Origin of the sequence: Arthrobacter sp. R-11, assembly GCF_049913155.1 — a bacterium.
GTDB lineage: Bacteria > Actinomycetota > Actinomycetes > Actinomycetales > Micrococcaceae > Arthrobacter.
Window position 1 is genome coordinate 482298 of the sequence record NZ_CP183979.1, and the last position, 22784, is coordinate 505081.

Consider the following 22784-nt stretch of genomic DNA (forward strand, 5'->3'; position numbering starts at 1 on the left):
CAACAACTGCGAGTCAGTTGGCCCTCGAACCCCTACCGCATGCCCTCCCGACGCAGGGCCTTGGCGATGGCCGCCGCGCGGGAATCCACCCCGAGCTTGGCGTAGATGTGGGCCAGGTGCGATTTCACCGTGGCCTCGGAAATGAACAACTTGCGCCCCAGTTCCTTGTTGGAGAGGCCTTCGGTGAGCAGGATCAGCAGTTCGGCCTCGCGCGGCGTGAGGGCTTCGTCGGGATTGCGCATTTGCTGGAACAACCTGCTGGCCACGGGCGCGCTCATGTGGCTTTGCCCGCGTGAGGCCCCGCGGACGGCGGCGAAGATTTCGTCCGGGGCGGCGTCCTTGAGCAGGTAGCCCATGGCCCCGGCGTCGACGGCGCGCACGATGTCGGCATCCGAGTCATAGGTGGTGAACACCAGCACTGCTTGCTTGGGCCGGGCCGCGCGGATCTGGCGGATGGCCTCGATGCCGTCGATTCCGGGTCCCATCGACAAGTCCATGAGCACCACGTCGGGCTCGTGTTCCAGCACCGCGGCCACCCCGTCCTCGCCCGTGGACGCCTCGGCCACCACGTCGACGTCGGGCTGCGTGCTGAGCAGGGCCCGCAGCCCGCTGCGCACCACCAGGTGGTCGTCCACCAGAAGCACGGTGATCATAGCTGGCCTCCTTCGGCGCCTGGCGCGGACTGCCCGGGCGCGGACTGCCCGGGTTCCCCGGGATCGGCGGGGTAGATCGGGATCTCCACCCCGATCACCGTACCCTCACCGGGCGCGGACTCCACGGCGAAGGTGCCGCCCAGCTGCTCCACCCGCTGCCGCATCGCCCGGAGGCCGTAGCCGCCTTCCCGGGTGTGCCCGGCGGTGGCGTCCGGCACGAAGCCCAGGCCGTCGTCGTAGATGTCCAGCGTCACGGAGTCCGGCAGGAATCCCAGGGTGACGCTCGCCGTCTGCGCCCGCGCGTGCTGCTGCACGTTCGCGGCGGCGCTTTGCGCGATCCGTAGCAGGGCATGCCGCACCTCCGCGGGAAGGTCCCGGGGCTGCCCGACGACGGCGACCCGCATCCCGGCGACATGCTTGCGTACCGCCCTGGCCAGGGCAGTGTCGAGCGGCTCTTCGGGGGCATCGGCGGTGGCGAGCTCATGGACGAGGCCACGGGTTTCGGCGAGGTTGAGGCGCAGTTGCTCGGCGGCCTGTCGGACTTCGGGGCTCAGGCCTTCCCTGCGGTCAGCGGCCTCCAGGAGAAGCACGGTGCTGGCCAGGCCCTGGGTGACGGTGTCATGGATTTCGCGGGCCACGCGCTCGCGCTCGGCCATGGTTCCGGCGGCGCGTTCGGCAGCCACGGCCTGGGCCTGGGCTTCGCGGAGCTCGTCATTCAGGGCGGCCTGGCGGGCAAGTGCCCCTTCCAGGCGCTCGTACACCAAGGTGAGCACGAGGGCCGCGGCAAGCGGACCGAGCAGCGCCGCAACGTCCGTGAAATCGCTCAGTTTGAACAGCCCGGCAGCGGTGCCCAGGGCCGTGACCGCCGTCGCGGCAGCCGCCTGCCGGGCAGGCACCCCGGAGCGGCACACGAAGAACACCGCGAAGGCACACCACGCGAAGCTCGGCGCGAGGACCACCAGCACCGTCCATACAGCGACAAGGACCCAAGTGGCCACGGTGCGGGCGGGTCCGTGTGATCGCACTGCCGCCACATAGAGGCCGCACAGGAGCCCGGCCAGCACCAGCACCAGGGTGTTTTCGTCAGGACCGTGCCGGAACACATAACGGATGAGCGAGGCCGTGATCAGCACGGCGAAACCGCAATGAACGGCGAAATTCAACTGCCGTTCCCGTTCCGGCCGGGCTTCTGCTGGGGTCATGGCGCAAGTATTGCACTGCGCCGGACTGCGGACCGGCCGGATTCCGCGCAGTTCAAGGGCTCTCATACTTTTGGCTGAGACGGCTAGCCAAAAGCAGGAGGCAGCACGCGCTGAAATGCCGATGTGCTGCGGATCCTTCCCGGGGAGCATGGATACCAAGAGCCCGGCAGGAACGCCGGCGAAGCCCCCAGAAAGGTGTCACCATGGCGCTCAGCAAGACCAACATCAAGACCCTCTCCGCAGCAGCCGCAGCGCTCATCCTCACCGGCGGCATCACGGTCGCCGCCAACGCCGGTCAGATCGCTCCTGCCGCGGCACCGGCTGCCGCCCAGGCTCCCGCGGCTGTTCCCGCCGTCGACGTCCCCGCCGGCGAAGGCAGCACGGTGGCCCAGAACCGCATCTCCGCCACCGCCTCCGCCAAGGCGGTCCAGGCCGCCCTCGCCAAGTGCGCCGCAGACAAGCTCCCCTTCGTCACCGTCTCCGTGGTTGACCGCTTCGGCACCGTCCAAGCCGTGCTGCGCGGCGACAACGCCGCCGAGCACACCATCGAGGCCTCCAAGCAGAAGGCCTACACCGCCGCCGCGTTCGGCGCCCCCACCAGCGAACTCAACGGCCGCATCAGCGGCAACGGCAAGCCCTCCATCGCCGACCTCCCCGGCACCCTCTTCCTCGCCGGCGGCGTCCCGCTGAAGGTCAACGGCGTGTCCGTGGCCGGCATCGGCGTCGGCGGCGCCCCGGACGGCGCCCTCGACGAGGCCTGCGCAACGGCCGGCGCAGAAGCCATCCTGGCCCAGTAGGCCATGCCTGTTTTCAACGGCGGCCGGAGCTTCTTCAAGGGAGCTCCGGCCGCGTGCTTGATACTTTTCCTGGCCGCGTGCGCGGGCGGCCAGCCGTCCGTTCCGGAAAGCGCCGCGAGCCCGACGGCGGCAAGCACGACGGCGGCAAGCGTCCCGGTGCCGTCGGCATCCGAGGGGGCACCGCCGTCGTCGGCTGCTTCCGCTACCAAGCCGACCCTCGGCAAGGAGGCCCAGATGGAGACCGACCGGCAGCTTATCCGCGCAGCCAAAGCCAACGATCCAGTCCAGGTCAGGAAGCTGATCGCGGCCGGCGGGGACGTCAACGCCAAGGACGACATCCAGGATTCGGCCTTCCTGTACGCCGGGGCGGAAGGCTTCAACGAAGTCCTGAAGCTGACCATCGAGGCCGGCGCGGACGTGAAGGCCACCAACCGCTACGGCGGCACGGCGCTGATTCCGGCCAGCGAGCACGGGCATGTGGAGACAATCAAGATCCTCATCGCCGCCGGTGTTCCCGTGGACCACGTGAACAAGCTTGGCTGGACCGCCATGCAGGAAGCCATCCTGCTGAACAACGGCGGGCCGCGCCAGCAGGAAGCGGTGCGGCTGCTGCTGGAGGCCGGCGCCAGCCCGGACATCCGCGACCCCCAGGGCCGCACCGCCCTGCAGAACGCGGAGCGCCTGGGCTTCGCGGAGATCGCGGCGCTGATCCGGAACCGCTAGACGGTTTCCAGCACGCTGACGTAATTGGCGATGCCCACGCCGCCCATGTTCTGGACGGCGCCGCGCCGGGCGTTTGGCAGCTGCATGGCGCCCGCGGTGCCGCTGAGCTGCATTGCCGCTATGACATGCTGCGACACCCCGGTGGCGCCGACGGGGTGGCCTTTGGCCTTGAGGCCGCCGGACACGTTGATGGGCAGCCTGCCGTCCTTGTACACCCAGCCTTCCTGGATGGCACGTGAACCGTCGCCGCGCGGAGTCAGGCCCATGGCCTCGTACATGATGAGCTCGGCGATGGTGAAGCAGTCGTGCACTTCGGCGAAGTCCAGCCCGTCGATGCTGACGCCCGCCATGCCCAGCGCACGCTCCCACGAGGCGCGGGTGGCCGCGAATTCGGTGGGGTCGCGCTTCTCGGCCGGGAAGAAGTCGTTCGCGTGGCCGAATCCGGCCAGGCGAACCGGCACCGTCGCGCCGCCAGTTGCCGACGTTGAGATCACGACGGCTGCAGCCCCGTCCGAGACCGGTGAACAGTCCGTGCGGCGCAGGGGTTCGGCCACCATGGGGTTCTTCTCGGAGATGGTGCGGCAGAACTCCTCGCCGAAGTCCCGGTGCATCTGGGCGTAGGGGTTATCCATGCCGTTGCTGTGGTTCTTGGCGGCGATGGAACCGAGGACGTCGCCGAGGCCCGCGGTGAAGCCGGGGCCTGCGATGCCTGCGCCGTAGCGCTTCTCGTAATGCCGGGCCACCTCGGCGAACAGGCCGGTGAAACCGGTGGTGGACGACTTTCCGGCCATCTCGTACGACGCGCCCAGGAGCGCCGCCCCCACCACGTCCGCTCCGGCGTCGGTCATCTTCTCTGCACCGATCACCAGGACGTTCCGGGCCGTGCCGGCCAGCACCGCCTTGACGCCCTGCTGGAAGGCAGCCGAACCGGAAGCGCAGGCGTTTTCCGTGCGTGTCGCCGGCACGTTGGCCAGGTCTTCGGACAACTGCAGCGCCAGCGACGACGTGAAGCCCAGGGGCTGCATGCCGGAGTTGAACTGGCCGAGGTAGATCTCGTCGATGTCCCGCGGGTCCAGCCCCGAGCTGTGGATGGCTTCGCCGGCCACCTGGACGATCAGCGATTCGAGGGTGTAGTCGATCAGCTTGCCGAACTTGCTGTGGCCCCACCCGGTGAGCAGGATGTCCTTGCCGAACTGCTCTTTCAAACTCATGCGCCTGCCACCTCCAACACGGTTCCTTCGAGGTGTTCCGTGGATTCGAGTGCCACGACGAAGTCGGCCTCCGTCCTACCACGGATCTCTGCCACGGTGACGCCCGGGGCGAGGCGGACCAGCAGCAGCCGCGCGCCGCCGTCGTCCGCTTTTTCGAGGTCGAACACGGCGAGGTCGGTGATAATCCGGTCAACGCAGCTGGGCCCCGTCAGCGGCAGGGTGCATTCGGTGACGATCTTGGCCGAGCCGTCCTTGGCGTTGTGCTCGGTGAGGACCACCACGCGCGGCGTTCCGGCCACCAGGTCCATGGCGCCGCCCATGCCCTTGACCATCTTTCCGGGGATGGTCCAGTTGGCGAGGTCGCCGTTGCCGGAGACCTGCATGGCTCCCAGGATGGCCACTTTGACGTGGCCCCCGCGGATCATGCCGAAGGAGGTGGCGGAGTCGAAGATGCTGCCGCCGGCGTTGATGGTGACGGTCTGCTTGCCGGCGTTGATGAGGTCGGCATCTTCCTCGCCCTCGAAGGGGAACGGGCCCATGCCGAGCAGGCCGTTCTCGCTTTGGAGGACCACCCGCACGCCGTCGGGCAGGTTGTTGGCCACCAGCGTGGGGATGCCGATGCCGAGGTTGACGTAGTCGCCGTCGTTCAGTTCACTGGCCGCGATGGCGGCCATTTCGTCCCGTGTCCATGCCATGGTTGTGCTCCTCGGTTCTCTTTAGATGGCCAGTGCTTCGATGCGCTGTTCTTCGCGCCGGGGCCGGACCGTGCGCTGTTCGATGTCCTTGACCCGCTCCCTCGCCTGCACCAGCCGTTGCACGTACACGCCGGGAGTGACGATGTGGTTTGGATCCAGCTCGCCCGGCTGGACGATCGCTTCGGCCTCGGCGATGGTCACGGCGCCCGCCGTCGCCACCACCGGGTTGAAATTGCGGGCGGTGTAGCGGTAGTTCAGGTTGCCGTCCGTGTCCGCGGTGTGGGCGTGGACGAGCGCGACGTCGGCCCGGATGGCGCGCTCGCGGACGTACGTGACGCCGTCGAACTCTTCCAGCGGCTTGCCTTCGGCAACCAGGGTTCCCACACCCGTCCGCGTGTAGAACGCGGGGATGCCGGCGCCGCCGGCCCGTAGGCGCTCGGCGAGCGTCCCCTGCGGGGTGAACTCGACCTCGAGCTGGCCCGCCAGGTACTGCTGGGCGAAGAGCTTGTTCTCGCCCACGTAGGACGCAATGACTTTCCGGACCTGGCCCGCTTCGATCAGCACGCCCAGGCCCTTGCCGTCCACGCCCATGTTGTTCGAGACGATAGTGAGGTCCTTGGCGCCCGACTCCCGGACGGCGTCGATCAGGTCTGCGGGGATGCCGCTGAGGCCAAAGCCCCCGACGGCGATCGTCAGGCCGTCTGCCATCAGGTCCTGTAACGCTTGGGCTGCGGTCGCGTGGATTTTCGACATCGGGCACTCCTCTTCGAGCTATTGAATCCTGGACCCATCCACTTTGTGGACTCGCGGTACTGATATGCGAGCCTAGGTTTTGTCATAGGGAGGGTCAATGCGATGAAGGCTTGGCGGCTCATGGTGTGGACGGTAGGCTGACGGCTGTCCATATTGTGGATTATTTTCAACGGGAGGCATCATGGCGGCGCGCGGAACTCCGGTGCAGGGAGCGCAGGTGGTGGGCCGTGTGGCCGCGCTGTTGCGGCTTGTGGGCCGCAAGCCCGGGGGCACCTCGCTGCCGGGCCTGGTGCGCGAGTCCGGGCTGACCCGGCCCACCGTCCACCGGCTGCTGAGCTCCCTTGCCGCGGAAGGCCTGCTGGAACACGACGCCGGGACCGGAAAATGGGTCCTGGGTCCCGAGATCTTCCTGCTGGGTTCCGTGGCGGCTGCGCGGTTTCCCATGGAAGACATCGCACGCCCCTCCTTGCGCCGGCTCGCCGCCGAAACGGGGGAGAGCGCGTTCTTCTCGATCCGGCGGGGCGATGAAACGGTCTGCGTGCTCCGCGAAGAAGGCTCGTTTCCTGTGCGGTCCTTCGTGCTGCACGAAGGTGTGCGCTTTCCCTTGGGCGTTGCGTCGGCCGGGACGGCGATCATGGCGTTCCTGCCGGAGGAGGAACAGGAGGCCCTGCTCGGTGACTGGGCGGCGCACGCCGGCGGGTTCGCCGTCGGGCATCCTGCAGAACTGGTGCGGGACAACCTGGAGCGGACCCGTCTGGCGGGCTATTCGGTGAACCCCGGCCTGGTCCTCGAAGGAAGCTGGGGGATGGGTGCCGCGGTCTTTGACCGGCAGGGGCGGCCGGCCTGGGCGCTCTCCTTGACGGGCATCGAGCCGCGGTTCAGGCCCGACCGCCAGGAGTTCCTCGGGAAGCTGCTGCTCGAGGAGGCGCACCGCATGACCGCGAAGCTGCAGGGCACCTGATTTGGATGGGTAGGTTCAGTCCAGGCGCATCCAAGCTAGACTGGCGGGCGTGATGACCGGATCGGGCTTCGGCCCTGCACGGATCGGCTACCCGGCCGACCTCTGACGCGTGCATGCGCTGTGTGCGCTTGCGCCCCGCGCGCACCTCCTGTGGATCGATGAATTTCTGCCCATCGAAATGAACCACATCCAAGGAGTTATGCATGCCCGCACTTTTCAACCACACCATCATCGCCTCTCTCGATCGCAAGGTTTCCGCTGAGTTCTATCGCGCAATCCTCGAAGCCGAGGAGGCCCCAAGCTGGGGGCCGTTCATCAACGTCTCGCTGGCCGGAGGGGTGATGCTTCAATTCGCCGAGCCTCCGGTGGATATCCAAATGCAGCACTACGCGTTCCTGGTGGACGAGGCCCACTTTGGCCGCGCCTATGAGCGGCTGGTGAGTACCGGCGTCGAGCACTGGGCCGATCCCCAAATGACCCGGCCGGGCGAAACGAACAGCGAACACGGGGGCCGAGGGGTCTACTTCAAGGACCCCTCGGGCCACGCCCTGGAGCTGATCACGAAGCCGTATTTCTAAGACCACGTGAACAAGCTCGGCTTGGAGGCCTCGTTCCTGACCTTCTTTGCCCATGAAACCGGGGCGGCACACCTATAGCTACGGTGTGCTGCCCCAATTGTGTCTTCAAAGGAGGTCAGGAAGGGCGCCGGAAACTCAGGCCCGGCGCTTCTGCACCAGCAGCACGCAGGCGAAGGACGCGAGCACCCCGGCCAGGGACAGGGCCAGCATCCCGGTGAACGAACCGCCGCTGGACTGGATGAGGGTGCCGCTGAGCACCGGACCGACCGCGAAGCCGCCACCGATCATCAGGTTGGTGGTGTTCATGACGTGGCCGCCGCCGGACAGATCGGACAGGGTGGACAGCAGGTACGGCAGGATGAACGTCCACGCGAACTTGAAGATCACCGCCGCAACCGCGAACTGGATGAGTCCGGGAGCGCCGAACAGCAGGGCGACGCTGAGGGCCATGGCCAGGTAGCCGGCGATGAGGTAGAGGCGGCGGCGCGGGGTGTCCCCCAGGAGCGTGGCCACGAGCGCGGAGGCGATTCCGGCGACGGTGGCGACGGACAGCACCAGGCTCGTCGCGGAAAGTTCGGTCCCGGCGGCCGCGGAAATCTGGGCCATGAAGGACCACACGCCGCTGAGTGCCACGTAGAAGAGGAAGACGGCGGCGAGGCCGGCCGCGAACCTGCCGAGCGGAACCTTGGTGCGTGCTGCGGCCGCCGCGGGCACTTCGCGGCGCAGCACCTCGCCGTCGATCCGGTTCACCACCAGGAGGCAGGCGACGCCGAGCCCGGCCAGCGTCCAGTAGATCGCCGAAACCCCGGCCCCGGCGAACAGGGCCGGGAAGATCGCCAGGATCAGGGCACCCATGGCCAGCTGGAAGACCACGAAGATCCCGAAGGCCCGGCTCGGATTGGAGGTCTTGCCGCTGAGGGTCAGCAGGATCACCGTGATCGAGCCGGCGGCCAGCGAGGTGACGAAGCGGACGGCCACCAGGAGCGGGAAGCTGTCCACGAATCCGGAGAGCACGTTGCCGGCGATCACGACGGCGGTGAACAGGTAGGACGCGGTGCGCAGGTTCATGCGCCGCAGCCACAGGTACGCCGGCACGGTGGCCAGGCTGAAAGCGCCGAGTTCGAGCGAGAACAGGCCGCCCAGCTGGACCGGGGTGAGCCCGAACTGCTGGATCAGCTTGCCGGCGACCACAGGGGCGATCAGCAGGACCGTGTACAGGACCGCGCTGTAGACGGCCACGTAGGTGTAGGTTCCGCGGTCGGATGCCCTGGTGGGCACAGCGGTATTGAGGAGGCTTGTCATGGCTGCCCTTCCGTTGGCAGGGAATCAGTTGGGGGATGTTGCCGCTCAGGATTCGGCGTCGTAAACCTTCAGGCCGGCGAACCAGGTCTGGCGGGCGTGGATGGACGGGATCTTTTCGATGCCGGTTTCGTGCGGGTTTTCGCTCAGGACGATGAAGTCCGCGGATTTGCCGGCGACCAGCGAGCCGGCGACGTCGTCGATCCCCATCGCCTCGGCGCAGGCCGTGGTGTAGACGGCGATCGCCTCGTCGAGCGTGATGGCCTGCTCCGGCCACAGGCTTCCCGGGAAGGTGCCGCTGGGATCCTTCCGGGTCACCAGGCCGTAGATCCCTTCCCAGGCGTTGGGTGAGACGCTGACCGGCCAGTCGGATCCGCCGGCCAGCCGTGCGCCGGCGTCGAGCAGGATCCGGTTGGGCTGCATCTTGGAGGCGCGTTCGGGCGGCAGCACGGTGGCGATGGCCTCGGAGATGACTCCCGGGAACCAGAGCGAGGGCGAGATGTCCGCGGTGACGTCCAGCTCGGCGAAGCGCCCGTAATCGTCCGGGTGCACGAACTGGCCGTGGGCGATGTGGTACTTGGTGTCCGTGTGCCCGGCGGCCCGGACCGTAGCGATGGTGTCCAGGGCGAGCCGCACGGAGGCGTCGCCCGTGCAGTGGATTTTCGCGGAAATGCCCCGCTCGGCCGTGCGGAGCAGCCAGCCTTCGAGTTCTTCCGGACCCATCGTCGCGCTCCCGCAGTGGCATTCCGGGAACCCCGCTTCGGGCAGGTACGGCTCCAGGAAGGCGCCCGTGCCCGCCGGCGGCACGCCGTCCAGGAAGATCTTGATGAAGTCCGGCCGGTGGTGTTCGCTGCGCAGCGCGTCCCGTTCGGAGATGATCCCTTCGCCCAGGGGAGTGGTGCCGAAGATGAAGTCGTTGGCCTGCATGGAGGTGACCACCCAGGCGTGGAGGCGGCCGTCGTCGTCGAGTTGCTTGAGGGCTTCCAGCAGCTGCAGGGAGGCCGCGGCGTCCTGGAAACCGGTGACGCCGTAGGAGTGCAGGAGCTCGATGCCGCGTTCCGCCGCGCGGGCCAGCCTTTCCGGGGCCATCGGCTGCAGCCGGGCGAGGGTCTGTTCAAGCAGCACCCCGCCGGCCTCGATCAGCACCCCGGTGGCGCGGCCGGCGGCGTCGCGGAGGATCTGGCCGCCGTCGGGATCCGGCGTGGAGTCGGTGATCCCGGCGAGTTCCAGCGCGCGGGAGTTGGCCCAGCGGTTGTGCTTGCTGTCGTCCTTGAGCAGGGCCGGGCGCCCGCCTGCCGCCTCGTCGAGGCGCCGCAGCGCGTCGGGGGTGTTGAGTTCGGCCAGCAGCCCGGAGCCCCAGCTGCCGCCGGTGATCCATTCCTCGGGGCCGAGCGTGCCGGCGTGGTCGCCGATGGAGGCGAGGAACTGCTCCAGGGACTGCGACGGCGGGGCGTCCAGTTCGAACAGATCCATCTGTCCGGCGAGCATGTGATGGTTGTGGACGTCCAACAGCCCCGGCATCACATAGGCGCCCTGGAGGTCAACGACGGCGGTGTCCGGTCCGCGGCTCGCGTCGGCTTCCGCGCCAATCGCCAGGACCTTGCCCGCCTTGACGGCCAGGGCGGACGTCCGGGTGCCGGCGGGGTCCAGGGTGTCGATGACGCCATTCACCAAAAGGAGATCGGCCAGCAGGAGATCGGCGTGGTGTTCGGACATGCGTGCCAGTCCTTTCGCTCGGGATGCGATTCAGACTAGGGGCGCCGCCTTCCGCGGGCTTTGTCCAGCAGCGCAGGGGACTTGTCCGGCAGAGCTCGTCCGTGAGCTGCACCACTCTGGAAAATAGTAGGAAGTCCGAGTATATTCGGGACCAGATGGCCAGCCGCGCCGAAATCCACGGCCGAAATCCGTGGTTCAGCGCGGCCGCGGCACGGTCTTCCGGCAGTCCTTTCCGGCAATGCGAAGGAGCATTCTGATGGTCCGCGAACTTTCCCACTACATCGACGGCCAGAGGGTGGACGGCACATCCGGCCGCTTCAGCGACGTCTACGATCCCAGCACCGGCGAGGTCCAAGCCAGGCTTCCGCTGGCCAGCAAGGCCGAGGTCCAGGAGGCGGTGGCCAACGCCGAGAAGGCCCAGCTCGAATGGGCCGCCATGAACCCGCAGCGCCGGGGTCGGATCCTGCTGAAGTTCGTGGATCTGGTCAACGAACACATGGACGAGCTGGCAGCCCTGCTCTCTTCCGAACACGGCAAGACCTTCCTCGACGCGAAGGGCGACATCCAGCGCGGCATCGAAGTGGTGGAGTTCGCAGCCGGCGCCCCGCACCTGCTTAAGGGCGAGTTCTCGGACAGCGCCGGGCAGGGGATAGACGTGCACTCGCTGCGCCAGCCCCTCGGCGTCGTCGCGGGGATCACCCCGTTCAACTTCCCGGCCATGATCCCGCTGTGGAAGTCCGGGCCCGCGCTCGCCGCCGGCAACGCCTTCATCCTGAAGCCCTCCGAACGTGACCCCTCCGTGCCGCTGCGCCTGGCCGAGCTCTACAACGAGGCCGGCGTGCCCAACGGCGTCTTCAACGTGGTCAACGGGGACAAGGAAGCCGTGGACGCCCTGCTTGAAGACCCGCGGGTCAAGGCCATCGGCTTCGTCGGGTCCACCCCGATCGCCCAGTACATCTACGCCACCGCCGCGGCCCATGGAAAGCGGGCACAGTGCTTCGGCGGCGCCAAGAACCACATGGTGATCATGCCGGACGCGGACCTGGACATGGCCGCGGACGCCTTGATCGGCTCCGGGTACGGATCTGCCGGCGAGCGGTGCATGGCCATTTCCGTGGCGGTCCCGGTGGGTGAGGAGACGGCCAACGCCCTCGTGAGCAAACTGCAGGAACGCATCAAGGACCTCAAAGTCGGCCCCGGGATGGCGGACGGCGTGGACTTCGGCCCCGTGGTGGCGGCCTCGGCCAAGGAACGGATCGAAGGCTACATCCAGGCGGGCGTCGACGCCGGTGCCACCCTCCTCGCGGACGGCCGCGGCCTCACAGTGGACGGCTACCCCGGCGGCTTCTGGGTGGGTCCCACGCTCTTCGACAACGTCACCAAGGACATGTCCATCTACCGGGAGGAAATCTTCGGCCCGGTGCTGAGCGTGCTGCGCGCGGCGGACTACGACGAAGCGCTCCGGCTCTGCTCCGAGCACGAGTACGGCAATGGCGTCGCGATCTTCACCCGCGACGGCGACGCCGCCCGCGACTTCGCGAGCCGCGTGGAAGTCGGCATGGTGGGCGTCAACGTCCCCATCCCCGTGCCGATCGCGTACTACACCTTCGGCGGCTGGAAGGCGTCCGGCTTCGGCGACCTCAACCAGCACGGCGCGGATGCCTTCCGCTTCTACACCAAGACCAAGACCGTCACCACGCGCTGGCCCTCCGGGGTCCGCCAAGGCGCCAGCTTCGTGATGCCGGCGGGCAGCTGATGGGGGCCGAACCGGAGGTCCTTTTCGAGCAGCGCGGCCGGCTCGGCGTCGTTACCCTGAACCGGCCCAAGGCCGTCAACGCGCTGAACCACGGCATGGTGCTGGCCATGCTGGAGCAGCTCACGGCCTGGGCCGCTGACGATTCCGTGGCAGCAGTCCTGGTGCAAGGCGCGGGGGAGCGGGGCCTGTGCGCTGGCGGCGACATCGTGGCGATCTACCAGGACATGCTCGACGGCGGCCACGCCACCGCCGACTTCTGGCGGGACGAGTACCGGCTCAATGAGCTGATCTCCCGGTATCCGAAGCCCTACGTCGCTTTCATGGACGGGCTGGTCCTGGGCGGCGGCGTCGGGGTGTCCGCGCACGGCTCGCACCGCATCGTCACCGAGCGGACCCGCACCGGCATGCCGGAAACCACCATCGGTTTTGTGCCCGACGTCGGCGGGACGCTCCTGCTTTCAAGGTCGCCCGGCGAGGCCGGAACCCATGCCGCGCTCACCGGCGCTCACCTGACCGGGGCCGACGCCCTGTACCTGGGGCTGGCCGACTCGTTCGTACCGTCCGGCGAGCTCGCCGCGCTCGCAGCAGCACTGGAAAAGGCAGCACTGGAAAGCTCGACGCCGGATGACGCCGTCGCGCGTTTCGCACAGGTGCCGCCGTCGGCATCGGCGCTGGCGGGGCAGCGGGAGTGGATCGACCCCGCGTACTCTTCGGACAACGCGGAGGAGATCGTGCGCCGCCTGCGGGCAGCGGGAGGCGAAGCCGCAGCGGCTGCGGACACCATCGAAGAGAAGTCACCCACGTCCGTGAAGGTCACCCTGGAATCGTTGCGCCGCGTACGCGGGCGTTCCCTGGAGGAGGCACTCGCCCAGGAGTTCCGGGTAGGCGTGCATTGCCTGGCCGGTGCCGATTTCCGGGAGGGAATCCGGGCGCAGGTGGTGGACAAGGACCGCAATCCGCGGTGGAATCCGGCCACGCTGGCGGAAGTGGAACGGGCCGCCGTCGAACGCTATTTCGAACCGCTTGACGCTTCGAACAGGTCAACGGTGCAGGAACTCACACTCGATCCGAAGGAGTCCGACCATGTCTGAGAACGCAAGCACCGGAACCATCGCCTTCCTGGGCCTGGGCCACATGGGCGGGCCGATGGCGGTGAACCTCATCAAGGCGGGCCATACGGTGGTGGGCTTCGATCCCGTGCCCGCCGCGGTGGAAGCGGCGAAGGCGCACGGCGTGCCGATGGTGGATTCCGCCGCCGAAGCTGCTGCCGGTGCGGCCGTGGTGCTGACCATGCTGCCCAGCGGCAAGCATGTGCTGGACGCGTACCGGGGCGTGGACGGCGGGCCCGGGCTGCTGGCCGTCGCCGCCCCGGACACCCTGTTCCTGGACTGCTCCACCATCAACGTGGACGAAGCCAGGGAAGCGGCGGCCATCGCGGTCGAGGCCGGGCACCGCTCCGTGGACGCCCCGGTATCCGGCGGCGTGGTGGGTGCCGAGGCCGGAACTTTGACGTTCATGGTGGGGGCGCTCCCGGCGGACTTCGACACGGTGAAACCGATCCTGGAACACATGGGCAAGAGGATCGTGCACTGCGGCGATCACGGGGCGGGGCAGGCCGCCAAGGTCTGCAACAACATGATCCTCGGGGTTTCGATGATCGCGGTGAGCGAGGCCTTCGTGCTCGGCGAGAAGCTGGGGCTGACGCACCAGGCCCTGTTCGACGTCGCCTCCAACGCCTCCGGCCAATGCTGGGCCCTGACCACCAACTGTCCCGTTCCCGGGCCGGTGCCCACCAGCCCCGCCAACCGGGACTACCAGCCCGGGTTCGCCGGGGCGCTCATGGCCAAGGACCTCAGGCTCGCGGTAAACGCCTTGGAGAGCACCGGCGTCGACGGGCAGATGGGGCACCTGGCCTCGAAGATCTACGACGCCTTTGCCGCGGAAGGCGGCGCTGCGCGGGACTTCTCCGGGATCATCACGGACATCAGGGACAAGTCCGGCAAGTAGCCTTGGTGGCAACTGAACCGGTATTGAAAGCAAAGGGGAACGGCTTGGCGCAGCAAAACGGGAACATCCTGGTGGAAATCCGAGGGCGGGTGGGGCTGGTGACCCTGAACCGGCCACAGGCGTTGAACGCACTGAACAAGGCCACCATGGAGGAACTCGTTGCCGCGGTGACCGCCATGGACTCGGACCCGGCCGTAGGAGCAGTGGTGATCACGGGCTCCGAGAAGGCCTTCGCCGCGGGTGCCGACATCAAGGAGATGGCTTCCAAGGGCTACCTCGAGATGTACGCCGAGGACTGGTTCCGCGGCTGGGAAAACCTCACCCGCCTGCGGATTCCGATCATCGCCGCCGTCTCCGGCTTCGCCCTGGGCGGCGGCTGCGAACTGGCCATGATGTGCGACTTCATCATCGCCGGGGACAACGCCAAGTTCGGCCAGCCCGAAATCAACCTCGGGGTCATCCCGGGCATGGGCGGCTCGCAGCGGCTCACCCGTGCCGTCGGGAAAGCCAAGGCCATGGACATGGTGCTGACCGGTCGGTTCATCGACGCCGAAGAAGCCGAGCGTTCCGGGTTGGTGGCGCGCGTGGTGCCGGCCGCCGTCGTGGTCGACGAGGCGCTGAAGGCCGCCGAACTGATCGCGTCCAAGTCAAAGCCAGCCGCCATGCTGGCCAAGGAGGCAGTGAACGCCGCCTTCGAGATGGGGCTGGCGCAGGGAGTGGTGTTCGAACGCCGCGTGTTCCACTCCCTGTTCGCCAGCGAGGACCAGAAGGAAGGCATGGCCGCGTTCACGGAAAAGAGGGCCCCGGAGTTCAAGGGGCGGTAATTGACTTGACTCGGGCCGCCGGGGTTCCGAAGACTGCGGTGCTGTAAGCAATTCATAAGTCAACGGAGTTCTTGGGGGAACTATGCCTGAGTGGATTTCTGCGTTTACGTCACTTCTTGCGCTGATTGCCGCAGGCTGGGCGGGATACACCGCGAGCAGGCTTTATGGGATTGAAAGCGGTCGGGACAAAAGGACGGAAGACGCCCGACGCCGGGAACAGGCCGCCAGGGTCGCTGCCTGGTGCGCGGTGCATTTCGACGGAGGCATTCGCAGCAACGGCCTTGTCATCCGCAATGCTTCAGAAGCGCCTATCTACGATCTGAAGGTGGAGAGCAACGACTCTGCCGGGAAGACCCGGCCGCGGCTTCAGCTCCATGTCCTTCCGCCCGGCGACTATTTTGCGGCGGAGACCGGGGACAGCTACAGGTGGGCATTTCCGGAGCACGTCCAGGGACTCAATGGACTGGTCAGGCCGATCACCAAGAAACCCGAATGGCGGGTGACAGGCTTCAGTTTCAAAGACGCCCAAGACATTTGCTGGGAGCGGACCGACAACTGTGGCCTCCGCGAGATGGAACCGTCGGCAGGCCTCATGGCGGTGGGAAATTGAAGCTCACCCGGACGGTTGCATATTGGTGCGGTCTTGGAGGCTTTCTTGCGGCTGCCGTGTTCCTTGCCGGTTTGGCCACCGGGCCCGCGTTGTGGGGTGGCGGAGCCGCGCTGCTGATTGTCGTTTTCCTGCTGGACCGCTGGGGACGAAAGCACGACGGCGCCGGCCGCCTGGGTACCAAGACCGAATCGTCCTTCCTCGGGGTGGCATCCGTGGTATTGCTTGGTTTGGCTTTTCTGTCCCGGGGAACGCCCTTCACATCGTGGCTGATTCCGTTGCTCGCCGCGGCCGCGTTTGCCTTTGTGCTCGGCTGGTACGTTTCGCTGGCCCGGCGCCGTGAAGCCGCCGATTGATCCCGCAGATCACGTGACTTGGCGGGTCTAAGATCCGCCTGATCTGCAGGATCATCGGCAGTCACTGCACCGGAACAGGCTCCTCGTCGAAGATCATGTGCTCGCCGAGTTTCATTTGCACATGCTGCGCGGCTTCCTTGCCTTTTGCGTACCATGCCGGGCGGATCGGCAGCTGGTAACCATCGGCCGCGATGACAAGCAGCATCCCGTCCGGGAACCGCTGCACGCCGACGACATCCTCCCACCGGATCGTGCACGTGTTTCCCTCGTTGAGGCTGATCCCTTCATCCCCGACGACGAGCTGGGCGCTGCTGGGAAGCCCGGCGATCGTGCCGCGGATGCTCCGCCGGTACACCTGCCCCCGGAGCGGCGCATGTTGCCTTTCCTGTTCGGTGTTGAGGCCTTCGTCTTGGAGCCAGACACCCTCGGGAACACCGACCAACAGGGACTGATCAAGCTTGTCCAATGCTTCCTGGCACTGTGACGGCGTCAGGCTCCTGACCAGGCTGAGTCTTCCGGCCGGGTCGAGGGCCGGTTCATCGATCAGGTGGTAGCGGGCCGCACCGATCACGGCGTCGAACCTTCCCTCAGGATCCGTTTCGTAGCCGTCCCAGCTTTCGGCAACGGCGTCCAGCTCCGCCTGGGTCGGTCCATGGCTCCGCAGTTCCCGGAGAATCCTGAGCAGGCCCAAACGGGTTTCCTCGAGGTGTTCCGGCGGCGGATCCGCTTCGAAGCACATGATGCCGGTGCCGTCTTTGTGGAACACAGGAGTGAAGTCGATGTCGTAGATCCATCCGTGCTTCTGCCGCAGCTCGTCGTGGGCACGTTCGCAGACAATTTGTGCCATCGCGCAGGCCGCTTCCCGTTCATCATCCGTCGCCGCGGAAATCTCGAACGACACCCCGAGCAGCGGAGCGGGTTGTTCGAACCACATGGGCAGTGGCAGGTCCATGCGGTCCTGGGTGGCAAGCGGGCGCCGAGGACCCTGGGGAAGCGGGAGACGGAGTCCTTCGGGTGGCGGTCCGCTGAGGACGAGCGCAGCGTTGCCTGCCGTGAAATAGCTCCTGAGGTGCTCCTGCACTTGGTTCTCCGTGATGGCGTTGAGCGCCGGGGGGACGACTCCGACGAGACCTACGGACTTGAGTCCATACCGGTAGCGCACATGTGCGGCCTCAACGGGTCCGGCGGACATGCCGCCCTCGGCGTTGAGGATCTTCTTTTCGACCGGCAGCCGGTCCAGTTCAGGAGAGCCAAGCTTCGTGCAGACATCGGCGATAAACGCTGTTACGACATGCGGTTTGCCGGTGACCATGAAGGAGGTGAAACTCGGCTCCACACTGGCATTCCTGCCGTGCCGCGGACCCTGGATTGCGGACATGGTCAGGTGCTCCACCAAATGCGTGATGCCCGTGGTCATGAACGTTTCGTCCCGGACTCCGACGCGGAAAACAAGGTGGGCGGTCAGCGGTTCAGGCCCCGCGACCCAAAAGACGGGGACACCATCGATCTCCGTGCGCTCAAATGTCATGCGAGAGATTGTATGGGTCCCGCATCGCTTGCCCGCTACACCGCCGGAACGTGTCTCCCGCCCACCCTTGTCCGCCCGCGATGCCGAGCGTAGAGTCCCACCTGCCCGTAGCCGGACGCTGCGTGCGGGAGGGAAAACCATGGGGCAGTTGGTAGTCCAGCAGTTTGTCACCGCGGATGGCTTCGCCGCGGACCGGAACAACGAGTTCAAAGCCTACGAGTTGCTCGACGGCGGCACTGCGGAATTTGAGCAAAGCCAGCTGGAATGGCTCAGTTCGGTCGAGACCATGGTGCTGGGAGCGAACACCTACTGGATGTTTGTCGAATACTGGCCGACGGAGGCATCCGCCCAGGATGCGATCGCGCCGGCGTTGAATGGACTGCGCCGGCACGTGTTTTCGAAGACCCTCACCGAAGCGCCATGGGGCGACTACCCGGCAGCGACGATCGAGTCCGGCGACGCGGTCGAAGCGATCCGCCGGATCAAGGCCGAAAGCCAGGGAGACGTGGTCCTGTGGGGGAGCCTGAGCCTCAGCGAGGCATTCTTCAAGGCCGGGGAAGTGGATGCCGTGAGGCTGGTGGTGATGCCTGTGGCGCAGGGCTCCGGCCGTGGCGTCTTCCCCACGGACATGGATGCCAGGGCCATGCGCTTCCTGGGTGCGGCCCCTTACGACCAAGGCCTGGTGGAACTGCGTTACGCCCTAGATCGCTGAACCCGCCTTCGGTGCCCTTGAACCTTCTGCGCCCTTGAAAAGGCTGCCGCAGGAGTACAAAGAGCGGTACTTTGGGAGGGTCCTGTCCTGTCGCGCTGGGCGGCAGGGCAGGACCCCTCATTTTGGATGTCGGTTTCAGGGGATCTGCACACCGAAGCCGGCATTGTGGCTGTCGTTGGCGAAGATCAGCCCGACCACCTTCGAATCCGCCGTGGCAAAGACAGCGGAACCCGAATCGCCCTGGCGGACCGTTCCCTGATTGAACGTGATGACGTCCCTGAACCAGGCCCAGCGGCCGTCCATGAACTCCATGACAAACCGTCCGGTCACACTGGCGATGGTGGCATTCTGCACCACGCCGGTGGTCTTTCCGATCCACTGCACGGCATCGTTGACCGCCGGGCCGCGGAGACCGACAGGCACGCCGATGCCGTGGATGTCCGGATCGCCGTCCGTGGCCGTCATGTCGCACCACGCCAGATCCGTCCTGTTGAAAACCGGGCTGGGCTGGTTGCGGTTTGCGTAAGTCACCACCGGTTCGTAGCCGGAGACCGTGGTGAGCGTATTGCCCCACAGCGCCCAGTCCGGCTGGTAGACGGTGGGACCACGGGTCCCGTTCATGGAGATCACGTGGTTGTTCGTCAGCAGGCGGAACCGGCCTCCCCAGGTGATGTTCACGCCGAGGGTTCCGGTGGCGTCCGTGAAGAAGCCATCAGACACGGCGATCTTGTATCCGCCAGGTGCGGGCCTGACCCTGCCATCCAGTTGACAGAGCCGGATCACTCCTGACTCGACCACATCGGTGGGAACCTGTTCCACGCGCGGTGCACCGCCGTCGTCCTGGGCGTGGACTTCCACGAAAGGCGGTACCGGAAGGTCGTCAATTCCCAGCTCTGACGACGGCTTCTTTTCCACGACGTGGACGACGACGGCCAGGTCATCCGTCTGCCGGCCGCTGACGGCTTTCGGACCCACCGTGAGACCGGTGATGTTCGCGTTCGAAAGCCACGGACTGACGCTCTGCAGCACCGGTTCGATCTGCTCCCGATTGAGGGCCACGTCGGGGTCCTATTCCGGGTTGACCAGCGCGATGGTGGTTCCGAGGACCAGGGCAGTTTCCGCCGTCGAGGTTCCCGAGAAGGTGCTTGTCGCGGAATCAGCGGTCCATCCGGAGGAGGAACTGCCACCGCCCCCGCTGAAGTCGAACGGTCCGATCCGCACGCCCGAGGAAACCTCCCACTTCTTCGAGAAGGACGTGAAGGCGGAACTGCTGACCTTGATGTTGAACGAGGGCTTGTAGCCGACCACCATGCCCACCTTCTGGACGTTCATGATGCCGTTCGGACCCCACACCGCCTTCTCGCCGCCGCCACCGTACGCCGAGTAGCCGCGGATGAACGGGCCTTCCGAGACGCTCTTGACGAAGGCCCCGTTGTACCAGAGGCCCGCCCCGATCGAGACCGTGTCCCAGGCCTCGAATTTGACCGTCACCTCAAGCGAGTTGTCGGTGGCGAACTCGTCGATCCTCTCCCAGGAGCCGCCGACATTGACGCTCCAGAAGAAGTTGCCGACGGAGGCGCTGCCTTTGGCCCAGGTCTTGCTGTAGTCGTACTGCGCCTGATTGTTGCTGAAGCCGATCTCCCCGCTGCTTCCGCCGGTTCCCGCCTGGACATTCTGCAGCCACGTGGTTGCGTCCATTCCGATCGAATAGGCCGGCACCGCAGGGAACGTGCTGAGCGAAGGGTCCTGCAGCAGTGTGTAGTAGTCCTTGGTGCCGTAGCGAGCGATCGCGTCATTCAGGCCGGGCGTGGTGGTTTCGGACAGCAGTTGGTTCAGGACGCGCTGCTTGGCCTGGACTGTTTTGTCCGCGGCGTCGAGCTGGACCGCCCACGACTTTCCGCTGAAACTGCCAAGCCACTTCAGGAACGGTGGGTCGTTGGTGCCGCCGGTCTCCTGCACGTAGGCCCGGCTCGCCTGGTCATAGGTGATCTTGTAGTCGTTGGTCGCGATGTTCAGCACGTTCCGTGCCTGGCTGATCTTCTGCTCCAGGACGGGATCACTCGTGTCCGCGGCGACGACGTTGAGCACCTGGCCGTAGGCGTCGTTGAACTTCACGCCCGAGGACACGTAGGCCCCGGTTGCGCTGAACTGCGGCGCGGTGGCGCAGAAATCGTACTGCGCGGCGGAGGTGTAGCCGACGTTGGTGATGGGCCAATCCCAGGTCAGGAACGGGTAGTTCAGCTGGAAGGAATCGGGCTTGAGCCCGAGCCCGGCGATCATGGCGCCATAGAGATGGTTCCAGGCCTTGTCGTTTTCCTCGGCGTTTTGGGGTGTCGGGACCGCGTACCGGCGGGTCGTCGCCAGGGGATGGTCGGTGTTGGGGATGTCGAGTGCATCCCATTCCAGGTGGAGGATCGAATCAATTGCATTGCTCATGTCATTTCACTCCTTGACTGGTGCTTCACGTCCGGCCGCCTGCGGTGGCGTGCCGTCCGGATCGCTTTCAAAAGGCTGTGGCGCCGGAAGCGACGTCGGCGCAGCGCAGCATGATTTCCCCCCATCTGGACTTTGGCGGCGGCATTCGCGTTTTTGCGCCACCGCATAGAGGCATGTTTCAGTGAATTACTGCGCAAGGGCTGCACAGTTTGCCGGAAATGTTGTGCAATTCCGGAGGCCGGCCACGAAACGAGTGAGGCCGGAAAATCGAGAGATAGCGGCGCCTTGAGGGCGCAGGTCAACCGGGGGATTTATCCGCTACAGCTTGCCGTGACGACGGGCGTGAAGGCCGGTGGGTTTTTTCGAGGATGCGGATCGACTGACGATTGAATAGCGGATCCCCCATCCTCTAATTGCAGGAAGGTCCTGCCCCCGGTTTAATTACGACTTGCTCCGTAACGGATTCTAGGCGCCCGGAGAGTCCATGGTCAATAGTGGCGGAGCCGGGGTATTTGGCCGCGAGCCGTGGCATAGGCCCGTGGCAAGAGTCCGCCCGAGTTGGGTGATGGAAATGTGCGTTTCATCGGCCGTCGAACGGAAAGCCGAGACCATCACGGGCGCATTGAACTCACCGAAGTTTTCGCAGCTGATGTCCAAATGCGCTGCCTCGAAACCTGTGAGGACGCGGTGTGCATCCAGCATGCTGCGGGCCAGCAGGATGCCGGGCAAATGATCCGAAAAATGGTCGAAGATCAACGGGTCGTCCCAGTCCCACGCCAATCCTGCCTGCAGTTCATCCCCGTGTCGCTGGACGTCCGACAAGCCGGTACGGAACGGCGCCCCCGCGGTCCGGTCCACGGCCGGGGCGTTTCTCCTGATGGCGCGATAGGCGGTGCGTGACAGGCAGCTCAGCCTGCCCCGGCCCTGGCCCAGTGGTACGCCCCCGGCGAGGAAGCATGCTTCCAGCTCGAGTCCGCTGAGCAACTTGTTTCGCTGCTCGGCTGCCAGGGTGCTGACGGCGACGCAGCCAATGAGCGGGCCTCCCTCGTTCGCCGGAACTTCCCGCAGCCACCTGAAACTTAGTTCGTTCATGAGCAGGGCCCAGTCCAGTGGCACTCCACCTTGCAAATGCGCGTAGGCGATCGCAGTCTGGCGCATGAGTTCGACTCCAAAGAGGGTCGGAATCCCGCTGGGATCCTGGGCGGATGCATCCCGGGGGAGTTCGGCGTCGAATTCCCAGTGGTTCCCCTGCAAACTGCGGGGCCGGCCGATCAATACGGCGTCCTCGGACGTCTTATGGACAAGCGTCCGCGCTAACCGGCCATCCATGCAGCATCTCCCCTAAGATGAGCGATAGCCCAGCGCGCTAAGGGCGCTGGCAACTGTATTCGAAATTATCTTTTCGTCCAATGGCAGAAGCCCGGGCAACAGGATACGCATTACAAGCGGGCCGGTGATGAGGTCGCAAATCCATTCAACATCCGTGCATTCCGGGATTTCTCCCCGGGTTTCCGCCCTACGGATGATTGTAGCCACACCAGCCCTCCGTGGGGCGAAAAATTTCTCGAGGAAAGCCCACCTCAATTGATCGTTGTCGTGCAGGGAATTCAGGAATCCCGCGAAACTGGATTTGACCAGCGGATCCTCAAAAAGGGCCACCTGGTCCCGCTGGATTGCTTCAAGGTCTGCGGGCAGGTTCCCGGAATCGAATTCGACGTCCAAATCGACGCTGAAGCGTTCCAGCATCAAGGCAAGCACGAGGTCGGGGATGCCGGCGAAGCGCCGGTAAAAAGCCGGGCGGGTGGTTCCGGCCTTTGCCGTAATGGCTTCGACGGACAGCCCGCCGAACCCTTTGTGGAGAATCAGTTCTTCCGTTGCCTGGATAAGAGCGACATCCAGGCCTGCATTCCGTGGCCGTCCCGCCTTTTGCACCATAATGAAGCACAGTGTAGCCAATGGGGGCGGGGTGG

Annotated in this window: 23 protein-coding genes; 11 read left to right on the forward strand and 12 right to left on the reverse strand. The window is 66.1% G+C overall.

Translation table 11 applies throughout. From position 1 onward, the window contains the following. Positions 1-32: 32 nt before the first annotated feature. On the reverse strand, positions 33-653 hold the full coding sequence (locus tag ACN9M4_RS02160) for a response regulator (protein WP_426301930.1): 621 nt from the start codon (positions 651-653) through the stop codon (positions 33-35). Then, complete coding sequence (locus ACN9M4_RS02165; protein WP_426301932.1) at positions 650-1855, reverse strand: sensor histidine kinase; 1206 nt, start codon at positions 1853-1855, stop codon at positions 650-652. The genes ACN9M4_RS02160 and ACN9M4_RS02165 overlap by 4 nt, the downstream gene beginning before the upstream one ends. Before the next feature lie 203 nt (positions 1856-2058). On the opposite strand from ACN9M4_RS02165, the gene ACN9M4_RS02170 reads away from it, so the two are divergent. Together ACN9M4_RS02170 and ACN9M4_RS02175 are read left to right on the forward strand one after the other, a co-directional pair. Further along, complete coding sequence (locus ACN9M4_RS02170; protein ID WP_426301934.1) at positions 2059-2652, forward strand: GlcG/HbpS family heme-binding protein; 594 nt, start codon at positions 2059-2061, stop codon at positions 2650-2652. 3 nt (positions 2653-2655) lie between these two features. Next, positions 2656-3375: an ankyrin repeat domain-containing protein gene (locus ACN9M4_RS02175; protein WP_426301936.1), complete on the forward strand. Its 720-nt coding sequence runs from the start codon at positions 2656-2658 to the stop codon at positions 3373-3375. On the opposite strand, the gene ACN9M4_RS02180 is transcribed toward ACN9M4_RS02175, so the two are convergent. Genes ACN9M4_RS02180 through ACN9M4_RS02190 form a run of 3 tightly spaced genes read right to left on the reverse strand, consistent with a single transcriptional unit; the run spans position 3372 to position 6034 of the window. Then, a complete protein-coding gene (locus ACN9M4_RS02180) occupies positions 3372-4586 on the reverse strand; it encodes an acetyl-CoA acetyltransferase (protein WP_426301938.1) in 1215 nt (404 codons plus the stop codon). The two genes, ACN9M4_RS02175 and ACN9M4_RS02180, sit on opposite strands and share 4 nt — an antisense overlap. Then, positions 4583-5281 carry a 3-oxoacid CoA-transferase subunit B gene (locus ACN9M4_RS02185; RefSeq protein ID WP_426301940.1) on the reverse strand — a complete coding sequence of 233 codons (699 nt, stop codon included), beginning with the start codon at positions 5279-5281 and terminating at the stop codon, positions 4583-4585. The genes ACN9M4_RS02180 and ACN9M4_RS02185 overlap by 4 nt, the downstream gene beginning before the upstream one ends. A 21-nt stretch (positions 5282-5302) precedes the next feature. Continuing rightward, a complete protein-coding gene (locus ACN9M4_RS02190; protein WP_426301942.1) occupies positions 5303-6034 on the reverse strand; it encodes a CoA transferase subunit A in 732 nt (243 codons plus the stop codon). A gap of 181 nt (positions 6035-6215) precedes the next feature. On the opposite strand from ACN9M4_RS02190, the gene ACN9M4_RS02195 reads away from it, so the two are divergent. Then, on the forward strand, positions 6216-6995 hold the full coding sequence (locus ACN9M4_RS02195) for an IclR family transcriptional regulator (protein WP_426301944.1): 780 nt from the start codon (positions 6216-6218) through the stop codon (positions 6993-6995). Between the two features lie 203 nt (positions 6996-7198). Continuing rightward, on the forward strand, positions 7199-7573 hold the full coding sequence (locus tag ACN9M4_RS02200) for a VOC family protein (RefSeq protein ID WP_426301946.1): 375 nt from the start codon (positions 7199-7201) through the stop codon (positions 7571-7573). A gap of 135 nt (positions 7574-7708) precedes the next feature. On the opposite strand, the gene ACN9M4_RS02205 is transcribed toward ACN9M4_RS02200, so the two are convergent. Together ACN9M4_RS02205 and ACN9M4_RS02210 are read right to left on the reverse strand one after the other, a co-directional pair. Next, positions 7709-8875, reverse strand: coding sequence for an MFS transporter (locus ACN9M4_RS02205; RefSeq protein WP_426301947.1), 1167 nt, complete (start codon positions 8873-8875; stop codon positions 7709-7711). 45 nt (positions 8876-8920) lie between these two features. Further along, positions 8921-10588 carry an amidohydrolase gene (locus ACN9M4_RS02210; RefSeq protein ID WP_426301948.1) on the reverse strand — a complete coding sequence of 556 codons (1668 nt, stop codon included), beginning with the start codon at positions 10586-10588 and terminating at the stop codon, positions 8921-8923. A gap of 256 nt (positions 10589-10844) precedes the next feature. Between ACN9M4_RS02210 and ACN9M4_RS02215 the strand changes: the two genes are divergently transcribed. The 6 genes from ACN9M4_RS02215 (at position 10845) to ACN9M4_RS02240 (ending at position 16138) form a co-directional block, all read left to right on the forward strand. Next, the gene (locus ACN9M4_RS02215; RefSeq protein WP_426301949.1) at positions 10845-12344 is read left to right on the forward strand and encodes a CoA-acylating methylmalonate-semialdehyde dehydrogenase; all 1500 of its coding nucleotides are present in this window, start codon (positions 10845-10847) and stop codon (positions 12342-12344) included. After that, complete coding sequence (locus ACN9M4_RS02220) at positions 12344-13435, forward strand: enoyl-CoA hydratase/isomerase family protein (RefSeq protein ID WP_426301950.1); 1092 nt, start codon at positions 12344-12346, stop codon at positions 13433-13435. The genes ACN9M4_RS02215 and ACN9M4_RS02220 overlap by 1 nt, the downstream gene beginning before the upstream one ends. Further along, positions 13428-14351 (forward strand): 3-hydroxyisobutyrate dehydrogenase, encoded by a 924-nt coding sequence (mmsB, locus tag ACN9M4_RS02225; RefSeq protein ID WP_426301951.1) that lies wholly within the window; start codon positions 13428-13430, stop codon positions 14349-14351. Before ACN9M4_RS02220 ends, mmsB begins: the two co-directional genes overlap by 8 nt. Positions 14352-14395: 44 nt before the next feature. Further along, positions 14396-15175 (forward strand): enoyl-CoA hydratase, encoded by a 780-nt coding sequence (locus ACN9M4_RS02230; RefSeq protein ID WP_426301952.1) that lies wholly within the window; start codon positions 14396-14398, stop codon positions 15173-15175. 82 nt (positions 15176-15257) lie between these two features. Beyond that, positions 15258-15785, forward strand: coding sequence for a hypothetical protein (locus ACN9M4_RS02235; protein WP_426301953.1), 528 nt, complete (start codon positions 15258-15260; stop codon positions 15783-15785). Positions 15786-15856: 71 nt separating this feature from the next. Then, positions 15857-16138, forward strand: coding sequence for a hypothetical protein (locus ACN9M4_RS02240; protein WP_426301954.1), 282 nt, complete (start codon positions 15857-15859; stop codon positions 16136-16138). Positions 16139-16199: 61 nt separating this feature from the next. On the opposite strand, the gene ACN9M4_RS02245 is transcribed toward ACN9M4_RS02240, so the two are convergent. After that, positions 16200-17666 (reverse strand): insulinase family protein, encoded by a 1467-nt coding sequence (locus tag ACN9M4_RS02245; RefSeq protein WP_426301955.1) that lies wholly within the window; start codon positions 17664-17666, stop codon positions 16200-16202. Positions 17667-17805: 139 nt separating this feature from the next. Between ACN9M4_RS02245 and ACN9M4_RS02250 the strand changes: the two genes are divergently transcribed. Continuing rightward, positions 17806-18378: a dihydrofolate reductase family protein gene (locus tag ACN9M4_RS02250; protein ID WP_426301956.1), complete on the forward strand. Its 573-nt coding sequence runs from the start codon at positions 17806-17808 to the stop codon at positions 18376-18378. 135 nt (positions 18379-18513) lie between these two features. Here the strand turns inward: ACN9M4_RS02250 and ACN9M4_RS02255 are convergent, their stop codons facing one another. From ACN9M4_RS02255 to ACN9M4_RS02270, 4 genes are all read right to left on the reverse strand, one after another. Then, on the reverse strand, positions 18514-19437 hold the full coding sequence (locus ACN9M4_RS02255; protein ID WP_426301957.1) for a hypothetical protein: 924 nt from the start codon (positions 19435-19437) through the stop codon (positions 18514-18516). 9 nt (positions 19438-19446) lie between these two features. After that, complete coding sequence (locus tag ACN9M4_RS02260) at positions 19447-20814, reverse strand: hypothetical protein (protein WP_426301958.1); 1368 nt, start codon at positions 20812-20814, stop codon at positions 19447-19449. Between the two features lie 465 nt (positions 20815-21279). Continuing rightward, positions 21280-22089, reverse strand: coding sequence for an AfsA-related hotdog domain-containing protein (locus ACN9M4_RS02265; RefSeq protein WP_426301959.1), 810 nt, complete (start codon positions 22087-22089; stop codon positions 21280-21282). A gap of 66 nt (positions 22090-22155) precedes the next feature. Then, positions 22156-22749, reverse strand: a complete 594-nt coding sequence (locus ACN9M4_RS02270) for a TetR/AcrR family transcriptional regulator (protein WP_426301960.1) — start codon at positions 22747-22749, stop codon at positions 22156-22158. Between the last annotated feature and the right edge of the window lie 35 nt (positions 22750-22784).

What these genes read in the sequence shown, in the direction of transcription:
- mmsB (WP_426301951.1), top strand. Translation starts at nt 13,428, where the DNA reads ATGTCTGAGAACGCAAGCACCGGAACCATCGCCTTCCTGGGCCTGGGC.
- ACN9M4_RS02205 (WP_426301947.1), bottom strand. Translation starts at nt 8,875, where the DNA reads ATGACAAGCCTCCTCAATACCGCTGTGCCCACCAGGGCATCCGACCGC.
- ACN9M4_RS02210 (WP_426301948.1), bottom strand. Translation starts at nt 10,588, where the DNA reads ATGTCCGAACACCACGCCGATCTCCTGCTGGCCGATCTCCTTTTGGTG.
- ACN9M4_RS02160 (WP_426301930.1), bottom strand. Translation starts at nt 653, where the DNA reads ATGATCACCGTGCTTCTGGTGGACGACCACCTGGTGGTGCGCAGCGGG.
- ACN9M4_RS02260 (WP_426301958.1), bottom strand. Translation starts at nt 20,814, where the DNA reads ATGAGCAATGCAATTGATTCGATCCTCCACCTGGAATGGGATGCACTC.
- ACN9M4_RS02170 (WP_426301934.1), top strand. Translation starts at nt 2,059, where the DNA reads ATGGCGCTCAGCAAGACCAACATCAAGACCCTCTCCGCAGCAGCCGCA.
- ACN9M4_RS02220 (WP_426301950.1), top strand. Translation starts at nt 12,344, where the DNA reads ATGGGGGCCGAACCGGAGGTCCTTTTCGAGCAGCGCGGCCGGCTCGGC.
- ACN9M4_RS02165 (WP_426301932.1), bottom strand. Translation starts at nt 1,855, where the DNA reads ATGACCCCAGCAGAAGCCCGGCCGGAACGGGAACGGCAGTTGAATTTC.
- ACN9M4_RS02270 (WP_426301960.1), bottom strand. Translation starts at nt 22,749, where the DNA reads ATGGTGCAAAAGGCGGGACGGCCACGGAATGCAGGCCTGGATGTCGCT.
- ACN9M4_RS02195 (WP_426301944.1), top strand. Translation starts at nt 6,216, where the DNA reads ATGGCGGCGCGCGGAACTCCGGTGCAGGGAGCGCAGGTGGTGGGCCGT.
- ACN9M4_RS02200 (WP_426301946.1), top strand. Translation starts at nt 7,199, where the DNA reads ATGCCCGCACTTTTCAACCACACCATCATCGCCTCTCTCGATCGCAAG.
- ACN9M4_RS02185 (WP_426301940.1), bottom strand. Translation starts at nt 5,281, where the DNA reads ATGGCATGGACACGGGACGAAATGGCCGCCATCGCGGCCAGTGAACTG.
- ACN9M4_RS02250 (WP_426301956.1), top strand. Translation starts at nt 17,806, where the DNA reads ATGGGGCAGTTGGTAGTCCAGCAGTTTGTCACCGCGGATGGCTTCGCC.
- ACN9M4_RS02215 (WP_426301949.1), top strand. Translation starts at nt 10,845, where the DNA reads ATGGTCCGCGAACTTTCCCACTACATCGACGGCCAGAGGGTGGACGGC.
- ACN9M4_RS02245 (WP_426301955.1), bottom strand. Translation starts at nt 17,666, where the DNA reads ATGACATTTGAGCGCACGGAGATCGATGGTGTCCCCGTCTTTTGGGTC.
- ACN9M4_RS02235 (WP_426301953.1), top strand. Translation starts at nt 15,258, where the DNA reads ATGCCTGAGTGGATTTCTGCGTTTACGTCACTTCTTGCGCTGATTGCC.
- ACN9M4_RS02180 (WP_426301938.1), bottom strand. Translation starts at nt 4,586, where the DNA reads ATGAGTTTGAAAGAGCAGTTCGGCAAGGACATCCTGCTCACCGGGTGG.
- ACN9M4_RS02175 (WP_426301936.1), top strand. Translation starts at nt 2,656, where the DNA reads ATGCCTGTTTTCAACGGCGGCCGGAGCTTCTTCAAGGGAGCTCCGGCC.
- ACN9M4_RS02190 (WP_426301942.1), bottom strand. Translation starts at nt 6,034, where the DNA reads ATGTCGAAAATCCACGCGACCGCAGCCCAAGCGTTACAGGACCTGATG.